The following is a 20,043-nucleotide window of genomic DNA, read 5'->3' as shown; positions in this document are numbered from 1 at the left end:
CTACGTGTGGCTGAGCGGCGTATGCGTGGACTGCGCGGATTGAGTGGGTTGATGAGGGCGAAACCGGAGCAGGCTCCCGAGCACTCCATGGACCCCCGCGCGGACCAGGGGGAGACGTTCAAGCAGAGCGTGATCGACAACGCGGTGTACGAGGACGGCGAGCGCGTGGACTCGCCGCTGTCGCTGGGCGACGCGATCGCCTCGCTGCGCTCGCGGCCGGGGGCGATGGCGTGGATCGGCCTGTACCGGCCGGAGGAGGCCGAGCTGATCAAGGCGGCCGAGGAGTTCGGCCTGCACGAGCTCGCCATCGAGGACGCCATCGTCGCCCACCAGCGGCCCAAGGCCGACCGGTACGGCGACACGCTGTTCGTGGTGCTGCGGGCAGCCCAGTATCTCGACCAGCCCGAGAAGGTGGCCTTCGGCGAGCTGCACGTCTTCGTCGGCCCCGACTTCGTGCTGACGGTGCGGCACAGCGAGGCGCCCGACCTGTCCAAGGTGCGCCGGCGCATGGAGTCGGACCCCGACCTGCTCCGCCAGGGGCCGCAGGCCGTGCTGTACGCGATCCTCGACGCGGTGGTGGACGGCTACGCCCCGGTGGTCGCCGGGCTGCAGAACGACATCGACGAGATCGAGGTGCAGGTCTTCGGCGGCGACCCGGCCGCGCCCCGGCGCATCTACAGCCTGTCGCGGGAGGTCATCGAGTTCCAGCGGGCGACCAGCCCGCTGGTCCCGATGCTCGACGGCTTCATCGCGGGCTCGCCGAAATACGGCGTGAACGAGGAGCTGCAGCGCTACCTGCGCGACGTGTCCGACCACGTCATCACGGTCACCGAGCGTGTGGCGGGCTTCCGGCAGATGCTCCAGGACATCCTCGTCGTCAACTCCACGCTCGTCAGCCAGCAGCAGAACGAGGAGATGACCAAGCTCACGGCCGCGAGCATCGCCCAGGGCAACGAGGTCAAGAAGATCTCCGCGTGGGCGGCCATCCTGTTCGCCCCGACGCTGGTCGGCACGATCTACGGGATGAACTTCGACCACATGCCCGAGCTGCACTGGCTGCTCGGATACCCCGTGGCGATCATGCTCATGGGAGTCGTCTGCCTCACGCTCTACCTGGTCTTCAAACGCCGCGACTGGCTCTGAGCCGCCGGGCACGGCCTTTCACGAAGAGCGCGGTTCACTCCTCACGGCGCTCCCGGAAGATCGCCACGAGCACGCGCAGCGCGAGGATGGCGCTCACCACCAGCAGGTTGTAGCCGATGAGCTGATAGAGAGTGACGGTGGGGGTCACCCGCGGCCCGCGCTCGGAGTCGAGCAGCAGCACGGCCATGATCCCCGCGGTGGCCGCCAGCACCGTCAGGAGTGCCTGGTGCAGCAGACCGGTCATGTGCCGCCGGTCCCGGGCGTCGGCGAACAGCCGCACGTTGACGCTGAACCTGCCGCTCTCCGCCGCTCCGACGATGCGGTCCACGCTCCGGGGCAGCCGCCGCAGCAGGGGCAGCAGGCGCACCGCCTCCTGGGCCACCGCGGTCCGGATCTCCTCCCGGCCGCCGGGCGCGGACAGGCGGCGGCCGGCGAACTCCCGCGCCTCCTTCACGATGTCGAAGCCGGGCGCGAGGCCGGTGAGGGTGCCCTCGATGGTCCCGAGCGCCCGGAACACCGCCGCCACCTCCGGCGGCACCGACAGCCTGTGGGCGAACACCAGGCGGAACAGGTCGGCGAACATCCGGGAGTCCGGGACGATGCCGGGCACCAGGTGGCGGGCCATGAAGCGGCCGATCTCGCGCTCCAGCTCGCGCTCGTCGATCTCGTCGGGCCGGGGCACCAGCTCCAGCAGGGCGTCGCCGACGCCCGCGGGATCGGCCAGGTCCAGCGCGGCGAGCAGGCGCTGGAGCGCGGCCCGCAGAGCGCCGTCGAGACGGCCGACGGACCCGTAGTCCAGCAGGGCGACGCCCCCGCCGGACAGCAGCATGATGTTCCCCGGATGAGGGTCGGCGTGGAACACCCCGTTCAGCAGGATCTGCTCCAGCAGCGCGTGCAGCACGGCCCTGGCGGCCTCCTCGCGCTCGGCGGGGCCGAGGCCGGCCTGGCCGGTGGCGAGCGGAACGCCGTTCAGCCGCTCCATCACGAGGAGGCGGCGGCCGCTCAGCCGCGGATGGGGCACGGGGGACCGTACGGCCGAGTCCTTCGACGTCGCGGCGACGGCGGCCATGTTCGCCGCCTCGACCCGGAAGTCGAGCTCCTCGCGCAGCGCCTCGGCGAACCCGCGGGCGAGGTCGCCGACGCCCACCCCGCGGGCCCAGCGCGTGCGCCGCTCCGCCGTACGGGCGAGGCGGGCCACGATGTCGAGATCCCTGTCCACCACGGGGGCGATTCCGGGCCGCTGGACCTTGACCACCACTTCCTCTCCCGACCGCAGCCGCGCGAGGTGGACCTGCGCGATCGACGCCGCCGCCAGCGGCTGCCGCTCGAACGAGGCGAAGACCTCCTCCACCGGTCCGCCCAGTTCCCCGGTGACGACGCGCTCGATCTCCTCCCAGGGGGCGGGCTCGACCCGGTCCTGCAGCAGGCGCAGTTCCCCGACGAACTCGGGCGGCAGCAGGTCGGCGCGGGTGGACAGGATCTGCCCCAGCTTCACGAACGTGACCCCGCCCTCGTCGAGCGCCTCGCGCAGCGAGCGGGCCAGTCGTAATCGGCTGGAGGGGGCGCCCAGGTCGGGGTCGCGGCCGCGCAGATAGGGGCCGAGGCCGTGGCGGATGAGAATGCGGGTGATGCGCAGATAGCGTCGTGATCGCCCTGCTCGCCGCCGGATGGCCGCCAGCGCCTCCAGCGGGCCGGGGATCGATCCCGTCGGCACCAGGGCCTCGGCGATCGCCAGGAACACCATCGAGGCCAGCAGCGAGCAGGCGAACGCGAGGATGATGAACCACAGCGGCGTGATTCCGGCCTGGTTCCCCGCCACCGGGCCGACCAGGGCCTGCGAGACCGGGCCGACCAGCAGGACGGCGAGGGCGGCGCCGAGCAGTGTGCGGACCGTCCCGAAGCGCAGGCCGAGAAGCCGCCGGGCGGCCAGGGCGAAGGCCGCGACCATCATGACGGCCGTCACTGCGAAGGCGATCAATATCAGCGCGTCCAACCGTCGCCCCCGATGCAGTGCTCGCAGTGTTCACTGTGATCGGCGAAACTCTAGCCGCCCCGGCCGACAGACGATCAAGGACGTGAACCGGCCCGGGGCGTGCGATACGCCCCGGGCCGGCTCAGCGATTCTCCGGTGGATCCTCTAGCGCTTCACGCGCACCCAGTCGATCCGGCTGGTGGAGCGGTCGGCCTCGCCGTTGCCGGCGAAGACGACCTTCCAGTAGCCGGACGCCGACGCCGTGGTCTTGCCCCAGAACCTGCCGGTGCTGTTCGTCCACAGCGTCTTGACGTAGTGCCAGGAGCCGCCGGCCTTCTTGAACCACACGGTCACCTTCTGGTGGCCGTAGCCCTCCCAGCGGTGGTCCCACGCCTGGAGCGCGCCGCTGAAGGTGAGGTATCGGTGATACCCGACCGGCTCCGGCGCGGCGTTGAACTGGACGACCCGGGTGTGGGCCTTGGGCGCGGGCGGCGGAGGCGTCGGCCGGGGCACGCGGACCGTCACGTAGTCGGTCGCGCTCGCCGAGTAGCCCGCCCCGCTCGCGCCCTCGAACTCGGCCCGCCACCAGCCGGAGGTCCTGGCCTTGACGTCGGCTGAGAAGCGGCCGTAGGAGTCGGTCCAGTCGGAGGTGACGTGCTGCCAGCTGTAACCGCCGGCCGGCTTGAAGAGGATCTTCACCTGCCGGCTCGGGTAGCCGCTCCAGCCGGCGAAGCCGGAGATCTCCAGCCGGCCGCGAAGGCGCAGGGTCTTGCCGGCGTCGACGGGCTCGGGGGAGGCGTCGAAACCGGTGATCCGGGTGCGGCCGTCCTGGGCCCTGACGTCGACCCTGTCGCTGTCGCTCGTCGCGGGCTCGGCGTCGGACGCGCCCGCGAACTCGGCGCGCCACCAGCCGGTCCTGTCCGCCGTGCGGTCGACCGAGAAGCGGCCGTGCCGGTCGGTCGTCACCGAGCCGACCCGGTTGTAGGAGCCGCCGACCGGCTTGAAGGCGAGGTACACCCGCTGCCCGTCGTACGCCTGCAGGCCGTGGCCGTCCCGGTAGGTCAGCGCGCCGGTCAGCCTGATCCGGTCGCCCCGGTCGACGACGTCCGGCGCCGCGTCGAAGTCGAGGTCGGTGGTCCAGTGGACCTGGAACTCCGTGGTCGCGGTGCGGCCGTCGGCCCGCACCTGCAGCTTCCAGACGCCCGGCTCGTCCCTGAAGGTGAAGCCGTACCTGGCCGTGTAGGCGCCGGAGCCCGCGGGGCGGGGATCCAGTGTGACGGCGCGGCCGTCGCGGTCGACCAGCCTCGCCGCGCCCTCCTCGGACGCCTTGTAGGTGAAGGTCGCTGTCGTGCCCGCGCCGCTGCCGACGACGACGGGACTGGGGGAGACGGTCAGGTCGCTCGGACCCGCTGCCGTCGCCGCGCCGGCGGTGGCCGGGAGCGCGACGAGGACCGCCCCTCCCAGAGCCACCGCCGCGATCGCGGCATGAATGCGTTTCAACATTCCGGTGAACCATCCTTCCGGTGGTTGAACGCGGCCTGAGGGTGCCACGTCATTACAACGAGTAGACGGCCGAATACCGGCGACGGTTTAACGCTCTGACTTATCGTCATCGATTTGTGTCAAAGCATGATCCATAACCGTTCGTGGATGGAGTTGTCGCTGTGCGGGACGGAGCGTGCATCGTGCGACATAATCGACCGTGTGGTGCGGGACGCTGTGGAGACGCATTTCGTCGAGGCCGTCGGGTCGCTGACCCCTGGACCCCCCAGGGATCCGGACCTGCCGGTGCGGCCGGGCACGGGCCTGACGGGCACGCGGTGCCGTGAGCTGTTCGCGGTGCAGCTCGGCAGCCGGCTCCTCGACGTCGCCGCCCGCGTCATGCGCGAGCGCGACGAGGGCTTCTACACGATCGGGTCGTCGGGGCACGAGGGCAACGCCGCCGTGGCCGCCGCGCTGCGGGTGGACGACCCCGCGCTGCTGCACTACCGGTCCGGCGCCTTCTACCTGACGCGTTCGGCCCAGGCCGGCCGGCTGGCCGAGGAGGGGCTGCGCGACGTCCTGCTGGGGATCACGGCGTCGGCCGAGGAGCCGATCGCGGGCGGCCGGCACAAGGTGTTCGGCCACCCCGGCCTCGCCGTCATCCCGCAGACCTCCACGATCGCCAGCCACCTGCCGCGCGCCGTCGGCGTCGGCTTCGCCATCGAGCGGGCGCGCATGCTCGGCCTGCCCTCACCCTGGCCGGGGGACGCCGTCGCCGTCTGCAGCTTCGGCGACGCGTCGATGAACCACGCCTCCGCGCTTACGGGGCTGAACACCGCCGCGTACGGCCGCTTCCGCGGGCTGCAGATCCCGGTGCTCTTCGTGTGCGAGGACAACGGCCTCGGCATCAGTGTGAAGACGCCGCCGGAGTGGGTCGCGCAGGCCAGGCATCCCCTGCTGGAGTACTTCCAGGCCGACGGCTGCGATCTGGCCGAGACCTACGACGCGGCGCTGCGCGCCGCCGAGCACGTGCGCGTCAACCGCACCCCGGCGTTCCTGCACCTGCGCACCGTGCGCCTGATGGGCCACGCCGGCTCCGACGTGGAGATCGGCTACCGCACCCGCAAGGAGATCGCCGCGGACCTGGACCGCGACCCCCTCGTCCGTACGGCGCGGCTGCTCGTGGAGGCGGGCCTGGCCGAGCCCGACGACCTGCTCGCGCGCTACGAGGCCGAGCGCGACCACGTGCTGAAGCTGGCGTCGGAGTGCGCGCGGCGGCCCCGGCTCACGACGGCCGCGGAGGTGATGGCTCCGCTCGCGCCGCGCCGTCCCGATGCGGTGGCCGCCGAGGTCGCGCGGTCCGCGCCCGCCGAGGCGCGCGAGCGCGCCTTCGCCACTCTGCCGGAGCAGGAAGGCAGGCTGACGGTCGCCCAGGCGGTCAACCGCGCGCTGACCGACGCGATGGCGGCGGACCACGGGGTCCTGGTGTTCGGCGAGGACGTGGCCCGCAAGGGCGGGGTGTACGGCGTGACGCGCGGGCTGCTGCGCAGGTTCGGGGCCGAGCGGGTGTTCGACATGCTCCTGGACGAGCAGGCCATCCTCGGCCTCGCGCTCGGGGCCGGGGTGTCGGGGCTGCTGCCGGTTCCGGAGATCCAATACCTCGCCTACCTGCACAACGCGCTCGATCAGATTCGCGGCGAGGCGTCGACCATGCAGTTCTTCTCGCAAGGCGCGTATCGCAATCCCCTTGTTGTGAGAGTCGCCTCATATGCCTATCAAAAGGGCTTTGGGGGACATTTCCACAATGACAACTCAATTGCCGCATTGCGCGATATTCCCGGAGTGATCGTCGCGTCTCCGGCGCGGCCCGACGACGCGGCCGCGATGCTGCGGACCTGCCTGGCCGCCGCCCGCGCGGACGGCAGCGTCTGCGTGTTCCTCGAACCCATCGCGCTGTACCACACGCGTGATCTCTTCGAGGAGGGCGACGGGGGCTGGCTCGCGCCGTACGTGCCGCCGGCGCGCTGGGCCGAGACACACGTGCCGGTGGGCCGCGCCCGCTCGTACGGCGACGGCCGCGACCTGACCATCGTCACGTACGGCAACGGCGTGCGGATGAGTCTGCGGGCGGCGGTCAAGCTCACGGCGGAGGACATGAGCTGCCGGGTGCTCGACCTGCGGTGGCTGTCGCCGCTGCCGGTCGACGACATCATGCGCGCGGCCGAACTGACCGGCCGCGTGCTGATCGCCGACGAGACCCGCCACAGCGGCGGCGTCTCCGAGAGCGTGATCGCGGCACTGGTCGACAACGGCTTCCGCGGCCCGATCGCCCGGGTGACCTCACAGGACAGCTTCGTGCCGCTCGGCCCGGCCGCCGGCACCGTCCTGCTGTCGGAGTCCGACATCGAACGCGCCGCCCGCAAGCTGCTCACGGCGTGATCTTGTAGTTTGCCGAACGCACGGGCGGGGTGCGGGTCGCACCACCTCTCTGCGACAAACTACAAGATCACTCCCAAGGGGGAGAGGGCGGCGCGGGCCATGGCGCGGAGCAGGTCGGCCATGGCCTCGGGGGCGAGCTCCCCTGCGCTGCGCGGGGTGGAGTTGAGCAGGCCGAAGACCGCGTGCGTGGCGGCGCGCAGCCGCGCGGGCGGGCACGCGGGGTGCAGCTCGGACAGCACGGTCACCCACTCCTCCGCGTAGAGCCGCTGCAGCCGCCGGATGGCCCGGCGGGCCTGCTCCGGCACGTTGTCCAGCTCGCGCTCGTGCACGCGAATCAGCGCGGGGTGAGTCAGTGCGAACTCGATGTGCCCGGACAGCAGGGCGTCGAGCGCGGCCTCCGCGGTGTCGGGGTCGGCGGTGGTGGCCAGCCGAGCCCCCTGCTCGCGCAGCCGCTCGCTGATGTCGAGCAGCATCTCGGTGAGCAGGGCCTCCTTGCCGCTGAAGTGCCGGTAGAGCGCCGGCCCCGACACGCCCACGGCCGCGCCGATGTCCTCGATGGACACGCCGTGGAAGCCGCGTGCCGCGAAGAGGCCCGCGGCCGCGTCCAGGATCTCGGCCCGCCGATTGCGGGTAGGGGTCTTCTCGGTCCTCCCGGTCTTCACGGCACCATGGTAGACGGAGTCTGTTAACGGTGATTAACATTCCGAGCATGAGCACGAGTGACTGGCCGGTGCTGGAGAGCCGGTGCGACCCGGGCGGCGAGCCGTACAAGCGCAACGCGGAGGCGAACGAACGCCTGGTGGCGGAGCTGCGGGAACGGCTCGCGGCGGCGGCGCGCGGCGGCCCCGAGCGGGCTCGGACCAGGCACGTCCAGCGCGGCAAGCTGCTGCCGAGGGACCGCGTCGACACGCTTCTCGACCCCGGCGGGCGTTTCCTGGAGCTGTCCCCGCTCGCGGCCACCGGCATGTACGACGACCAGGCCCCGGCCGCCGGGATCATCACCGGCGTGGGCCGCGTCGCCGGACGCGAGGTCGTGATCGTGGCCAACGACGCCACCGTCAAGGGCGGCACGTACTACCCGATCACGGTCAAGAAGCACCTGCGCGCCCAGGAGGTCGCCCTTCACAACAGCCTGCCGTGTGTGTACCTGGTTGACTCGGGGGGCGCGTTCCTACCCAAGCAGGACGAGGTCTTCCCCGACCGGGAGCACTTCGGCCGCATCTTCTACAACCAGGCCACCATGTCGGCGCGGGGCATCCCGCAGATCGCGGCCGTGCTCGGCTCCTGCACCGCGGGCGGCGCGTACGTCCCGGCGATGAGCGACGAGGCCGTGATCGTTCGCAACCAGGGCACGATCTTCCTGGGTGGGCCGCCGCTGGTGAAGGCCGCGACGGGCGAGACCGTCACGGCCGAGGAACTCGGCGGCGGCGAGGTCCACGCCCGCGTCAGCGGCGTCACCGACCACCTCGCCGAGGACGACGCGCACGCCCTGAAGATCGTGCGGGACATCGTCGCGTCGCTCGGCCCGAGAAGTCCTCGCCCGTGGGAGGTGGGCCCCGCGGAGCCGCCGCTCCACGACCCGCACGACCTGTACGGCATCGTCCCCCAGGACACCCGCCAGCCGTACGACGTGCGCGAGGTGATCGCCCGCGTGGTCGACGGCAGCCGGTTCCTGGAGTTCAAGGCCGAATACGGCCCGACCCTGGTCACCGGGTTCGCCAGGATCCACGGGCACCCCGTGGGCATCGTGGCCAACAACGGCATCCTGTTCGGTGAGTCGGCGCTCAAGGGCGCGCACTTCATCGAGCTGTGCGACCGGCGGTCGATCCCGCTGGTGTTCCTGCAGAACATCAGCGGCTTCATGGTCGGCAAGGCGTACGAGGCCGGGGGCATCGCCAAGCACGGCGCGAAGATGGTGACTGCGGTCGCCTGCGCCCGGGTGCCGAAGTTCACGGTGATCATCGGTGGCTCGTTCGGCGCGGGCAACTACGCGATGGCCGGCCGCGCCTACTCGCCCCGCTTCCTGTGGATGTGGCCGAACGCCCGCATCTCGGTCATGGGCGGCGAGCAGGCCGCCACCGTGCTCACCATGGTCGGCGACGCCGACGCCGACGAGATCCGGGCCCAGTACGAGCACCAGGGCAACCCCTACTACTCGACCGCTCGCCTGTGGGACGACGGGGTGATCGACCCGGTGGACACCAGGACCGTCCTCGGCCTGGCGCTCGGCGCCGCCGCGAACGCCCCCCTCGAACCCGTCGGCTACGGCGTCTTCCGGATGTGAGGCAGCGACATGACGCGTTCACCGGCTCCTCGCCCGCTCCCCGGGCGGCCGACCCGTCACGGGGTGCGGTCGTGATGTTCTCCAGCGTCCTGATCGCCAACCGGGGCGAGATCGCCGTCCGGATCATCCGCACGCTGCGCGCCATGGGCGTGCGCGCCGTCGCCGTCCACAGCGACGCCGACCGCGACGCGCGCCATGTGCGCGAGGCCGACCTCGCCGTACGGCTCCCGCGCGGATACCTCGACATCGACGGGATCGTCGAGGCCGCCCGGACCAGCGGCGCCGAGGCCGTCCATCCCGGGTACGGCTTCCTCGCCGAGAACGCCGAGTTCGCCCGGCGCTGCGCCGAGGAAGGCCTGGTGTTCGTCGGGCCTCCCGCCGGGGCCATCGAGGCCATGGGCGACAAGATCCGGGCCAAGGAGACGGTCGCCCGTGCGGGCGTGCCGGTCGTGCCCGGCGGCGCGGAGCCGCACGACGACCTGGCCGAGGCCGCCGCGCGCATCGGCTTCCCCGTGCTGATCAAGCCGTCCGCGGGCGGGGGCGGCAAGGGCATGCTGCGGGTCGAGTCCGCAGACGGCCTCGCCGCGGCCGTCGAGTCGGCCCGCCGTACGGCGACGGCGGCGTTCGGGGACGCCACCCTGCTGATCGAGCGGTTCGTGGACCGGCCCCGGCACATCGAGATCCAGGTCATGGCCGACGGCCACGGCGACGTCGTCCACCTGGGCGAGCGTGAGTGCAGCCTGCAGCGGCGCCACCAGAAGATCGTGGAGGAGGCGCCCTCGCCGCTGCTCGACGACGAGACGCGGGCCCGCATGGGCGCGGCGGCGGTGCAGGCCGCCCGGTCGGTCGGCTACGTCGGCGCCGGCACGGTGGAGTTCATCGTCCCCGGCGACCGCCCCGGCGAGTTCTTCTTCATGGAGATGAACACCCGGCTGCAGGTCGAGCACCCGGTCACCGAGATGGTCACCGGCCTCGACCTGGTCGAGCTGCAACTGCGGATCGCCGCGGGGGAGCCCCTGCCGTTCCGCCAGGACGAGGTGCGCCTGCGCGGGCACGCCGTCGAGGCCCGTGTGTACGCCGAGGACCCCGCCCGCGACTTCCTGCCGACCGGTGGCCGGATCCTGGCCCTGCGCGAGCCCGCCGGCGAGGGCGTGCGGTTCGATTCCGGGCTGGCCGAGGGAACGGTCGTGGGCAGCGACTACGACCCCATGCTGGCCAAGGCGGTCGCCTGGGCCCCCGACCGGGCGGGCGCGCTCGCCGGCCTCGACCGGGCGCTGGCCTCGACCGTGATCCTCGGGGTCACCACGAACGTCGGGTTCCTGCGCGCGCTGCTGGCCGACCCGGAGGTCGCGGCCGGGCGGCTCGACACCGGTCTCGTCGAGCGGCGGCTCGGCGAGCTGGTGAGCGGCGAGGCGCCGGACGAGGTGCTCGCCGCAGCCGCGCTCGTCTTCCACTCCGGCTTCGACCGCTTCGCCTCGGGCGATCCGTGGGACGTCGCGGACGGCTGGCGCGTCGGGGAGCCCGCCTGGACCGTGCACCGGCTCGGCGTGCCCGTACGGGTGCGGGGTGCAGCCGGCGACGCGGAGATCGAAGTTAACGACCGTTCACTCGGCCGTGCCCGGCTGGAGTGGACGGGCGCCGACGAGGCGGCGGTCACCCTCGGCGGCGTCACCCGGAGGTACGCGGTGGTCCGGAGCCGCGACACGGTGTGGCTCGCCGAGGGGGGCCGCGCATGGCCCGTCACCCGGCACGAGCCCGGCGACCCGAAGGACCGGCAGGGCGGGACGCTCGCCGGCGACGGGGTCGTACGGAGCCCTATGCCGGGAACGGTGCTGCTGGTGAAGGCGGCGGAGGGCGACCGGGTCACCGCCGGGCAGCCGCTGGTCGTCGTGGAGGCGATGAAGATGGAACACACCCTGACGGCGCCGGCCGACGGCGTGCTCGCCGAGCTGCGGGCCAGGCCGGGGCAGACGGTGGAGCTGGACGCGGTCGTGGCGAGGGTGACGCCGTGCGAGTGACGATCTACGAGGTCGGCCCGCGCGACGGCCTGCAGAACGAGTCCGCCGTCGTGCCCGTCGAGGTCAAGCGCGAGTTCATCGGGCGGCTGGCCGAGGCCGGGCTGACGACCATCGAGGCGACGAGCTTCGTCCACCCGAAGTGGGTGCCCCAGCTCGCGGACGCCGGGGAACTGCTGGAGAGCCTGACCCGGGTGCCGGGAGTCCGCTACCCGGTGCTCGTGCCGAACGAGCGGGGCCTCGACCGCGCACTGAAGCAGGGCGTCACCGATATCGCGATCTTCGGGAGCGCCACCGAGTCGTTCGCCCAGCGCAACCTGAACCGGACCGTCGAGTCGCAGTTCGAGATGTTCGCCCCCGTCGTCGAACGGGCCCTCGCCCACGGAATGCGGGTCAGGGCGTACGTGTCGATGTGCTTCGCCGACCCCTGGGAGGGGCCGGTCGCGCCCGAGCAGGTCGCCCGGGTCGGACGCAGGCTGCTCGACCTCGGCTGCTACGAGCTGTCGCTCGGCGACACGATCGGCGTCGGCACGCCCCGGCACGTCGAGGCGCTGCTCGACGCCTTCGCCGAGGCGGGGGTCGGGCCCGACCGGCTGGCCGTCCACTTCCACGACACCTACGGACAGGCGCTGGCCAACACGCTCACCGCGATCAAGCGGGGGATCACGGTCGTGGACTCCTCCGCCGGCGGCATCGGCGGCTGCCCGTACGCCAAGAGCGCCACCGGCAACCTCGCGACCGAGGACCTGGTGTGGATGCTCGACGGTCTCGGCGTCGAGACCGGGGTGGACGTCAGGTCGCTGACCGTCACCAGCCTCTGGCTCGCCGAGATCCTGGGCCGGCCGAGCCCCTCCCGCGTCGTCCAGGCTCTTGCCAAGGAGATTTGAGATGCTCAACGACGAGCACGTCGAGCTGCGCAAGTCGGTCGAGGAGTTCGCCCGCGAGGTGGTGGCCCCCGTCATCGGGGACTACTACGAGCGGTGCGAGTTCCCGTACGACATCGTCCGCAGGATGGGCGCGATGGGCCTGTTCGGCCTGCCCGTCCCGGAAGAGTACGGCGGCATGGGCGGCGACTACTTCGCGCTGTGCCTGGCCCTGGAGGAGCTCGCCAGGGTCGACTCCTCGGTGGCGATCACCCTGGAGGCGGCGGTCTCGCTGGGCGAGATGCCGATCCTGCGGTTCGGCACCGACGCCCAGAAGCAGCGGTGGCTGCCGAAGATGGCGGCCGGGGAGGTCCTCGGGGCGTTCGGCCTGACCGAGCCCGGCGGCGGGTCCGACGTGCCGGGCGGCATGCGCACCACGGCCGTCCTCGACGGCGGCGAATGGGTGATCAACGGCTCGAAGGCGTTCATCACCAACTCGGGCACCGACATCACCGGCGTCGTCGCCGTGGCGGCGATCACCGGCCGCAGGGAGGAGGGCAGGCCGGAGATCTCCACGATCCTCGTGCCGTCGGGCACGCCCGGCTTCACGGTGTCGAAGAAGTACTCCAAGGTCGGCTGGTCGGCCTCCGACACCCGGGAACTGTCGTTCGCCGAGTGCCGGGTGCCGGAGGAGAACCTGCTGGGCGAGCGCGGCAGGGGCTACGCGCAGTTCCTCCAGACGCTGGACGAGGGCCGGGTGGCCATCGCCGCGCTGTCGGTCGGCCTCGCGCAGGGCTGCGTGGACGAGTCGCTGCGGTACGCGCGCGAGCGCCGGGCCTTCGGCCAGGAGATCGGCCGCTACCAGGCCATGCAATTCAAGATCGCCGACATGGAGGCCAGGGTGCACACGGCCCGCCTGGCCTACTACCACGCCGCCGAGCGCATGCTGGCCGGCCTGCCGTTCAAGAAGGAGGCGGCGATCGCCAAGCTCGTCTCGTCCGACGCCGCGATGGACAACGCCCGCGACGCCACCCAGATCTTCGGCGGCTACGGCTTCATGAACGAGTTCCCCGTCGGTCGCTTCTATCGGGACGCGAAGATCCTGGAGATCGGCGAGGGCACCAGCGAGGTGCAGCGCATGCTCATCGCCCGCGAACTCGGCCTGCCCGCCTGAGCTCACGACCCGGAGGCCGTCGTCGCCGGGGGTCCCCCCGCGGCAATGAGCAGCTTGCCCCGAAGACGGCCTCAGGCGCTCGTGCCGCTCGGCCGGCGGGTGAGCGGCCGGACGTCGATGATCGCCATGCCCGCCGCCTGGGCGGCGGCGATGCCTTCGTCGCTGTCCTCGTACACGGTGCAGCGGTTTGGGGCGACGCCGATCAGCTTCGCCGCACGCAGGAAGATGTCCGGCGCGGGCTTGCCCCGTTCGACGTCGTCGCGGGTGACCACGGCGCCGAACCGGTGGCGGATCGGCAGGTGGCGGAGCGTGATCTCGATCACTCTCCGGGCGCCGCCGGAGGCCACGGCCATGGGCAGCCTTCCGTGGAAGGAGGAGACCACGGCCTCGATCTCCGGGTGCACGCGGATCTCGTGCGCCGTCCGCAGGAACCGTTCGTCGCGATCCGCCACTATCTCCTCCACGGGCCGCCGGAGGGTGAGCCCGCACTCGCGTACCAGCAGACGGACCATCTCGGCCGAGGAGAGGCCGGTGCGCGCGTCGAACCATTCCTGGCCCAGCTGTACGCCCTCCTCGGCCAGAGCTCCGGCCAAGGCGACATAGTTCGCCCGCTGGCTGTCCACCAGCGTTCCGTCCCAGTCGAAGAGCAGGGCACCGGCGTCTCCGGGATGGAGTTCAGGCAACAAGGTCCGCCGCCTTCCGACGAGGGTGATCGATTCTCACCGTTGCACCGTACGTGTCTCGTCGAGGGAGGGCCACGGCTCAGGCCCGCTCCGCACGTCCGACTTCGGCCTCCGCGAGGGGTGCAACGCGCCCGGCGGCCGTGGAGGACCCGTACGACGTCGGAGTGGTCTTCAGCGGGGAAACCCGATCTCGCCCCGGCCATCGAGGCGGTACAGGAGCTTCGGTGCGGTCATGTCAAGGTGGCCGCAGGGGGCGGAGGGTGGCATGGCGGTCGAGATCGTGTACGAGACGCATTCGATCACGGAGGACAACGAGAGGGGCATCGCCACCGGATGGCTGCCGGGCAGGCTCTCCGAAGCAGGACGGCGGCTCGCGGCCGAGCTGGGCGACCGGCGCAGGAACACCGGTCTCGCTGCTGTGTTCGTCTCCGACCTGCACCGGGCGGCGGAGACGGCCCGGATCGCGTTCGAGGGTACGCCGATCCCCATCCATCAGGACCCACGGCTGCGCGAATGCGACTACGGCCCGCTCAACGGCGGCCCGGTCTCGTTGGTCGCCGCCCGGCGGGCCGCGCACATCGACGTGCCCTTCCCGGGCGGCCAGAGCTACCGCCAGGTGGTCAAGGCCACGGAGAGCTTCCTGCGTGATCTGGCCGCCGGCTGGGACGGCGCCCGCGTGCTCGTCGTCGCCCACTCGGCCAACAGGTGGGCGCTGGACTGCCTGCTGACCGGCGCGCGCCTGGAAGACCTGGTGGACGCCCCCTTCGCCTGGCGCGAAGGCTGGCACTATGTGCTCCCCGACAGATGGCCCGGGTAAGCCGACGGCCGCAGCCATTAGAGCGCCCCCCAGGATGGGCCCTGCCTGTAGCGAACCAAGGGGCATAGGGTCGTCTGTCTCAGTCCTCGACGGCGTTCATAGAGACCTTCAATGGTGAAGGTTGAATTCGACTGCTTCGTGTCCAAGCCCTAAGGCTTGGACACGAAGCCGTTCTGAGGTACCTCTAACTCGTCAGCCTGTCCAGGATGGCTGCCACCTCTCCGGCCCTGAACACGAATCCCACATGGGATGTGTCCAGGGTGTGAACGTCATACGGATTGTCAGGCGTCAGGGCGTCCGCTTCAGCGATCAGCCTGTCTTGCATGGCCACCGGGAGGGATCGGTCTTCGGTGAGGCGAATGTAGGTGCGAGCGATCGTGCCCCAGGTGTCGGCATGGACGCGGGCGTCGGCCATCATCACCGCGATCGATTCGTCCGGCTGCAGGATGTTGAGGAAGGCCCGGAACTGTTCGTCGCTGACATCCGCCATGGTCGCCGCCTTGAGGCCGGCGAGCAGTACCGGGTCGGCGGTGCGATAGTTGGCCCGGCCGACACCGAGGTGAGCCGGGTCTCCAACGTTGAAGGAGGCCAGTGGGGCCATCAGGTTGGCGGCGAACTCGGGCTCCTGCATGTACTCGATTGGGTTCGACCGTTGCACACACGACCACGCGGAGATGTATACGAGTCGGCTCACCAGTTCAGGGACCGTGTTGCCGACCTGGGTGATGGTCGTCCCTCCGAGGCTGGCGCCCACCAGCACCACCGGCCCGTGCTCCACAAGGCGGCGGACGACGTCAACGACCGTGTCGACGTTGTCCTGCAGAGTGACGCCGGCCAGCGTGGATGGCTCGATCGCCCACGCGTCGAGGTCCTGCGGGGCCTGGTAGGCGACCGGGTATTGCGCGTCGAGGCCATGTCCTGGGAGATCGACGGCGAAGCTGCGGTGACCGAGCAACGCCAGTTCGCGCTGGATGGGGGCCCACATGAAGGAATTGGAGCCAGAACCGTGCACCAGCACGAATGTCGGTGAGGCACCGGACGCAGGTCGAGGGAACGTTGAGCTGTTGGAGGTAGATGGCATACGGAACGGTCCGTTCGGTTGAGGCGTGACTACATGCCTGAAGTCGAGGGCGGCGTGTGGGGCCGCTGGGGGTGAGAGTGGCCGGGTAGACGCGCCAGTAGGCCGCAGCGGTCGGGGCGACGACACAAGCGGTCGGAACTCGCCGGCGGCGCTGATCCCGCCCGCAGTGGTTCCCAAAGGACAGAAACGCAGCGGGGCGGCCGGCGACGGCCACACGAAGTCGACGGGTGAGTTGGGCCAAAACCCGGGCCGTGTGCGGTTTCTCGACCGCAGCACTACTGGCGGGGTTGCCTCAACTGCCGCTGGTCGTTGAGCGACCAGCAGGACACACCGTCTTAGAAGGTCCGCAGACGGATGAACATGTAGACCATGGTCGGTGACCATAGCAGGTCCCGGCGTTGCGAACGCGACCGGGGAAGAGAAGGCACAACTAGAGAGGCTTAATGGCCGGGGTTACGGGGGTCGAAAGCCCAGGCCGCGATGGGTCCGGAGCCGGTAGACCAGCCGCGGCCGCGCCTGTGGGGTGCCGGGGCGGGTGGCGATCAGGCCGGCGATCGACACCCGGCCAGTGCCCTTGACCGGCAGCGACACGACCGGGGTGCGTCCCTTGCGGCCCCAGGTGCGGCTTTTGGGAGACCTCAGGGTCTGGCCGGCCTCGTCCTCGAAGCACAGCCACGCTCCCTGCTGCGCCGCCACCCTTTTATGATCGGCCACTGCTCGTCCTTCCACGCGGCGATGGCACGCTCATCGCGCTCGGCGGCGCGCCCGCAGGGGGCCTGCCGGCTCCATCCCAGCCGATGCAGCAAATAGCACACCCCGCCCACGGTGTAGCTCGCGCGGAACAGGCGCCCGATCACCTCGCCGATCCGGGCCAGGGTCCAGCACTGGTCGTGCCAGCCGTAGGCGATCGGCCCTTCCTGAAGGGCCCGCTCAAGCCGGGCGAGCTGGGCGTCATCCAGCTTGCACACCGCCCCGCCGGCACCCTTGGAGACGAGGTCCTCGCGGCCACCGTTCTCCAGCGCACGCCGCCACCGGTTGGCCGACATCCGCGACACGCGAAACTCCCGCGCGACCTGAGCATCGGTCGCGCCCTCGGCGAAGCGGTCGGCTGCTTGCATCCTCACCTGCTGGCGGCGTAATCGCTGCTCGGCGGTCAAGTCACCACCATCGGGATACCTCATGCACCCCAGGTAGCACCACGACGACCAGCTGCCAGCTCACGCCCAGGTCAGGCCATATCACCCTCACCATTGAAGGTCTCTAAACCGACCGCCGGTGCCCAGGGCGGGGGTTTCGTTAGGCGGTCGGCTTCCTTGCTCTTCAGGATGGTCGCGTCATCTGACGTCGATGTACTTGTAATTCGATAGCGAGCCGTCGACCCTGCTGGTTCCGGGTGCACTGGCGTACCAGTAGCCGTCGTATCTCGGCCTGACGGCCTTGGCGTACCGTCCGGCGGACGTCGTTCTGGTGACGTTCAGAAGCATCCTTCTGTGCGTCCCCTTCTTTCTGAAAAAGAGCTCTACGACCTTGCCGGCCCACGGAGTGTTTCCGCGATAGACCGTGCCGGTCAGCATTACGGATCTGCTCTTCGCAACTCTGAGGGGCGCGTACAGTAAGATTCTCGACTTCTGCTTCGCGGCCCTGGACACCGTGAAGCCCCGCGTAAAGGTATAGCTCTTCTCGCCTCGCTTGACCGTGATGCTCAATCGCCATTGGCCGGTCGTCGAGCTGTTGTCGAAGCCGACCCGATCGCGGAGGTACCCGTCTTCTCCGACCGCCGTGGTAATGCTCTGAACGTCACCGGTTCTCGCGCTCTCCAGCCGGACGTCGGCCACGCTGCTGACTCCATCGATCTTGGCGGCGACGTTCACCGGGACTGACGTGTGCCTGTTCAGGACCACGTGCTGGGGATCGATCGTCGGAGTGACGTTCGGTCCCTTCCCGATCTTCAAGGCCCCGGTTATGACGCTGAGCGTGGACTCGCCACGCGTCAGGGTGATCCGATATGGCCATTCGCCTACAGGGTCGGTGGAAGAGATGGGGAACGTTCCCCTGACGTACGCCTGCGTCGGCGGCTCCGCTCCGGGGGCCAGGGGCTGGACCTGATCCGTTGCCGGGATCGCCATCTCCCTCCACGCCGCCGTTTCGCTCTCCCCTGCCTTGTGGTAGACCATCTTCACAACCGGGAGCGTCTCCTCCGCGTAGGGATCCGCCAACACCACTCCGAGCCCATGCGTTTCCGTCCCCCACGGAGGCGGGTATGCGTCATCACCGGTGATCACTTTTACTCTGGTGACGGCCCCCGACGCGGCAGCCTCCGTATGGGGAATGGCCATGCCGAACAATGCGAGCCCTAATGCGAGGATTGCCCGTCTCCTCGGGATAATTTTCGTCATCCTGCCCTGTCCGTAAGTCCGATTGCGAGCCCCGAGACAGGAAAACATAGTGATACGGGCGAGCCGACTGGATATGAGTTGAATGCGATACCGGCACGATTTGATCTCACTTTGGGTATTGCTGTCTTGAGTGTGATCCGTGCGGTGAAGACCGCTATGGCATGGTCCGGGGTGGGAGGACGGTGAGGTAGAGCGGGGCGTGGCCGTCGTAGCCGAGGGCGTGCTGATTCCAGGGGACGTCCTCGGGCCGGGGCTGGACGTTGCCCTCCTTGTCGCGAGCGCGTGACATCACGCGGTATCGCCCCGGCCGCGCCGCTCGCCACGGCACCTCGAACCGCACCCAGATCAGCGGCTCGGGCGGGGCGAGGAGCCTCGCCCTGCGCCAGGGCATCTCCGCCACCCAGCGCTCGGGGGCGATCATTCGCTCGATCGTGACGTCGACGCGGTCGATCGTCCCGGCGCCGGACCAGGCCCGGCCGTGCAGCGTGTGGTCGCCCGGCGGGAGCGTGACGCCCTCGTCGAGTTCGAGGGCGCTGCGGACCCGGCCGACGGTCGGCCGGACGGGGGTGGGATAGGCCGGGCCGACCAGCACCTGGTTCCGCTGCAGGCCCTGCGCGGGCAGACGCCGTACGGACGCCTCGATCGTGCCGAGCCACTTCACGGCCGTGTTGGCGCCCCACCCGGACATGAGGGCGCGCAGCGGGTAGCCGTGGTCGACGGGCAGGTCGGCCCCGTTCATGTGGTGCACCAGCAGGCTGTCGTTGCGCAGGGCCTTGTCCGCCGCGACGACCTCCGAGTAGTGCACGATCCCGTCCGGGATGGCGATCTCGTCCAGGCCGGTGAACCGTACGTCGACGGCGTGGCCGAGCCCGGCCTCCGCGAGCACGTCCCTGACCCGCACCCCGGTCCACTCGGCGGCGCCGACCGCGCCGAAGTGCCACTGGGTGTAGCCGGTGGGAAGCCACCGGCCGTCGCCGGAAGGCGGGAGCTCGGGGAAGAAGGCAGAGCAGTTCGCGCCGCAGTCGAGGGTGCGGCGCACGGTGACCTGGGGCAGCGCGAGCAGGTCGGCGTACGAGAACGACCTGGGACGGGAGACCGCGTCACCGGTGATCTCCAGACGCCACGACGAACGGTCGATGTGCGGCGGGCGGGCCCGGTTGTGGATGTAGAACCGATCGTTGGGGATCAGGTCTCCATATCCGCTGACCGGGCCCCATTTCATCTCCTCCGAGCCGTTTCCCCGGTGGGAGAAGTAGCGGGACGGGGTCTCCTGCACGACGAAGTCCTGCCGGGCGGATCCGAGGCCGGTCCGCCGCGGCGGCGCCTGCCGTACGCCGGCGAGGGTCAGCGGACCCGCCGCCGAGTAGGCGAGGAACCTGCGGCGGGAGCACCCCGTCTCCCCGCTTCCGGACCGATCTTGCCCGCGACGATCTCCCATGGTCCTCACCCCGACCTGTACCTGCCCATTTCCGGGGCACGTTCTCGAAAGGCGGGGGATCGGCCGGCGCCGGTACGACACACGGCCCCGCCGGCACGGACACCGCAGACCGGCGAGGCGAGTGCGTCCGCGGCGGAGCCGACCGCGATCCTGCTCACCGACGCGGCCCTACCTGCTGAAACGCACTTCACCGGCTGCGAGGAGGCGCGGTACGTCGCGCCGTCCTAGAGTTGACGATTTCGTGAACGAAGAGCGG

General features: G+C 70.6%; 15 protein-coding genes. 7 read left to right on the top strand and 8 right to left on the bottom strand.

Going from position 1 to position 20,043, the window contains the following annotated elements; all coding sequences use genetic code 11:
* Positions 1 to 51 precede the first annotated feature (51 nt).
* Positions 52 to 1,143 carry a magnesium and cobalt transport protein CorA gene (locus tag ACIBK1_RS09380; RefSeq protein WP_231513686.1) on the top strand — a complete coding sequence of 364 codons (1,092 nt, stop codon included), beginning with the start codon at positions 52 to 54 and terminating at the stop codon, positions 1,141 to 1,143.
* Positions 1,144 to 1,177: 34 nt separating this feature from the next.
* Here ACIBK1_RS09380 and ACIBK1_RS09375 read toward each other — a convergent pair whose 3' ends face one another.
* Together ACIBK1_RS09375 and ACIBK1_RS09370 are read right to left on the bottom strand one after the other, a co-directional pair.
* Positions 1,178 to 3,106: an ABC1 kinase family protein gene (locus ACIBK1_RS09375; RefSeq protein ID WP_396733671.1), complete on the bottom strand. Its 1,929-nt coding sequence runs from the start codon at positions 3,104 to 3,106 to the stop codon at positions 1,178 to 1,180.
* Positions 3,107 to 3,280: 174 nt separating this feature from the next.
* Positions 3,281 to 4,618, bottom strand: a complete 1,338-nt coding sequence (locus tag ACIBK1_RS09370) for a hypothetical protein (RefSeq protein WP_396733668.1) — start codon at positions 4,616 to 4,618, stop codon at positions 3,281 to 3,283.
* A gap of 201 nt (positions 4,619 to 4,819) precedes the next feature.
* On the opposite strand from ACIBK1_RS09370, the gene ACIBK1_RS09365 reads away from it, so the two are divergent.
* Positions 4,820 to 7,036 carry a transketolase C-terminal domain-containing protein gene (locus ACIBK1_RS09365; RefSeq protein ID WP_396733665.1) on the top strand — a complete coding sequence of 739 codons (2,217 nt, stop codon included), beginning with the start codon at positions 4,820 to 4,822 and terminating at the stop codon, positions 7,034 to 7,036.
* A 59-nt stretch (positions 7,037 to 7,095) separates the two neighbouring features.
* Here the strand turns inward: ACIBK1_RS09365 and ACIBK1_RS09360 are convergent, their stop codons facing one another.
* Positions 7,096 to 7,698 carry an SACE_7040 family transcriptional regulator gene (locus ACIBK1_RS09360; RefSeq protein WP_030505283.1) on the bottom strand — a complete coding sequence of 201 codons (603 nt, stop codon included), beginning with the start codon at positions 7,696 to 7,698 and terminating at the stop codon, positions 7,096 to 7,098.
* 47 nt (positions 7,699 to 7,745) lie between these two features.
* On the opposite strand from ACIBK1_RS09360, the gene ACIBK1_RS09355 reads away from it, so the two are divergent.
* From ACIBK1_RS09355 to ACIBK1_RS09340, 4 genes are all read left to right on the top strand, one after another.
* Positions 7,746 to 9,320, top strand: a complete 1,575-nt coding sequence (locus ACIBK1_RS09355) for a carboxyl transferase domain-containing protein (protein WP_076433731.1) — start codon at positions 7,746 to 7,748, stop codon at positions 9,318 to 9,320.
* Between the two features lie 74 nt (positions 9,321 to 9,394).
* A complete protein-coding gene (locus tag ACIBK1_RS09350; protein ID WP_396734469.1) occupies positions 9,395 to 11,338 on the top strand; it encodes an acetyl/propionyl/methylcrotonyl-CoA carboxylase subunit alpha in 1,944 nt (647 codons plus the stop codon).
* Entirely contained in the window at positions 11,329 to 12,222 is an 894-nt protein-coding gene (locus ACIBK1_RS09345) for a hydroxymethylglutaryl-CoA lyase (protein WP_396733661.1), read from the top strand. Before ACIBK1_RS09350 ends, ACIBK1_RS09345 begins: the two co-directional genes overlap by 10 nt.
* Before the next feature lies 1 nt (position 12,223).
* Entirely contained in the window at positions 12,224 to 13,372 is a 1,149-nt protein-coding gene (locus tag ACIBK1_RS09340) for an acyl-CoA dehydrogenase family protein (protein WP_030505279.1), read from the top strand.
* Between the two features lie 71 nt (positions 13,373 to 13,443).
* Here the strand turns inward: ACIBK1_RS09340 and ACIBK1_RS09335 are convergent, their stop codons facing one another.
* Positions 13,444 to 14,058, bottom strand: a complete 615-nt coding sequence (locus tag ACIBK1_RS09335; protein WP_396733659.1) for an HAD family hydrolase — start codon at positions 14,056 to 14,058, stop codon at positions 13,444 to 13,446.
* 262 nt (positions 14,059 to 14,320) lie between these two features.
* On the opposite strand from ACIBK1_RS09335, the gene ACIBK1_RS09330 reads away from it, so the two are divergent.
* Entirely contained in the window at positions 14,321 to 14,872 is a 552-nt protein-coding gene (locus ACIBK1_RS09330) for a histidine phosphatase family protein (protein WP_396733656.1), read from the top strand.
* Between the two features lie 184 nt (positions 14,873 to 15,056).
* Here the strand turns inward: ACIBK1_RS09330 and ACIBK1_RS09325 are convergent, their stop codons facing one another.
* From ACIBK1_RS09325 to ACIBK1_RS09310, 4 genes are all read right to left on the bottom strand, one after another.
* Positions 15,057 to 15,890, bottom strand: coding sequence for an alpha/beta fold hydrolase (locus ACIBK1_RS09325; protein ID WP_030505276.1), 834 nt, complete (start codon positions 15,888 to 15,890; stop codon positions 15,057 to 15,059).
* Between the two features lie 701 nt (positions 15,891 to 16,591).
* Entirely contained in the window at positions 16,592 to 17,110 is a 519-nt protein-coding gene (locus ACIBK1_RS09320) for a winged helix-turn-helix domain-containing protein (RefSeq protein WP_231513683.1), read from the bottom strand.
* Positions 17,111 to 17,287: 177 nt separating this feature from the next.
* Positions 17,288 to 18,289, bottom strand: a complete 1,002-nt coding sequence (locus ACIBK1_RS09315; protein WP_396733652.1) for a hypothetical protein — start codon at positions 18,287 to 18,289, stop codon at positions 17,288 to 17,290.
* A gap of 214 nt (positions 18,290 to 18,503) precedes the next feature.
* On the bottom strand, positions 18,504 to 19,787 hold the full coding sequence (locus ACIBK1_RS09310) for a molybdopterin-dependent oxidoreductase (protein WP_396733650.1): 1,284 nt from the start codon (positions 19,785 to 19,787) through the stop codon (positions 18,504 to 18,506).
* Between the last annotated feature and the right edge of the window lie 256 nt (positions 19,788 to 20,043).

It is taken from the genome of Microbispora rosea, from assembly GCF_044460045.1.
GTDB classification, from domain to species: Bacteria; Actinomycetota; Actinomycetes; order Streptosporangiales; family Streptosporangiaceae; genus Microbispora; species Microbispora rosea.
This window is presented reverse-complemented; position numbering and strand designations above follow the sequence as displayed.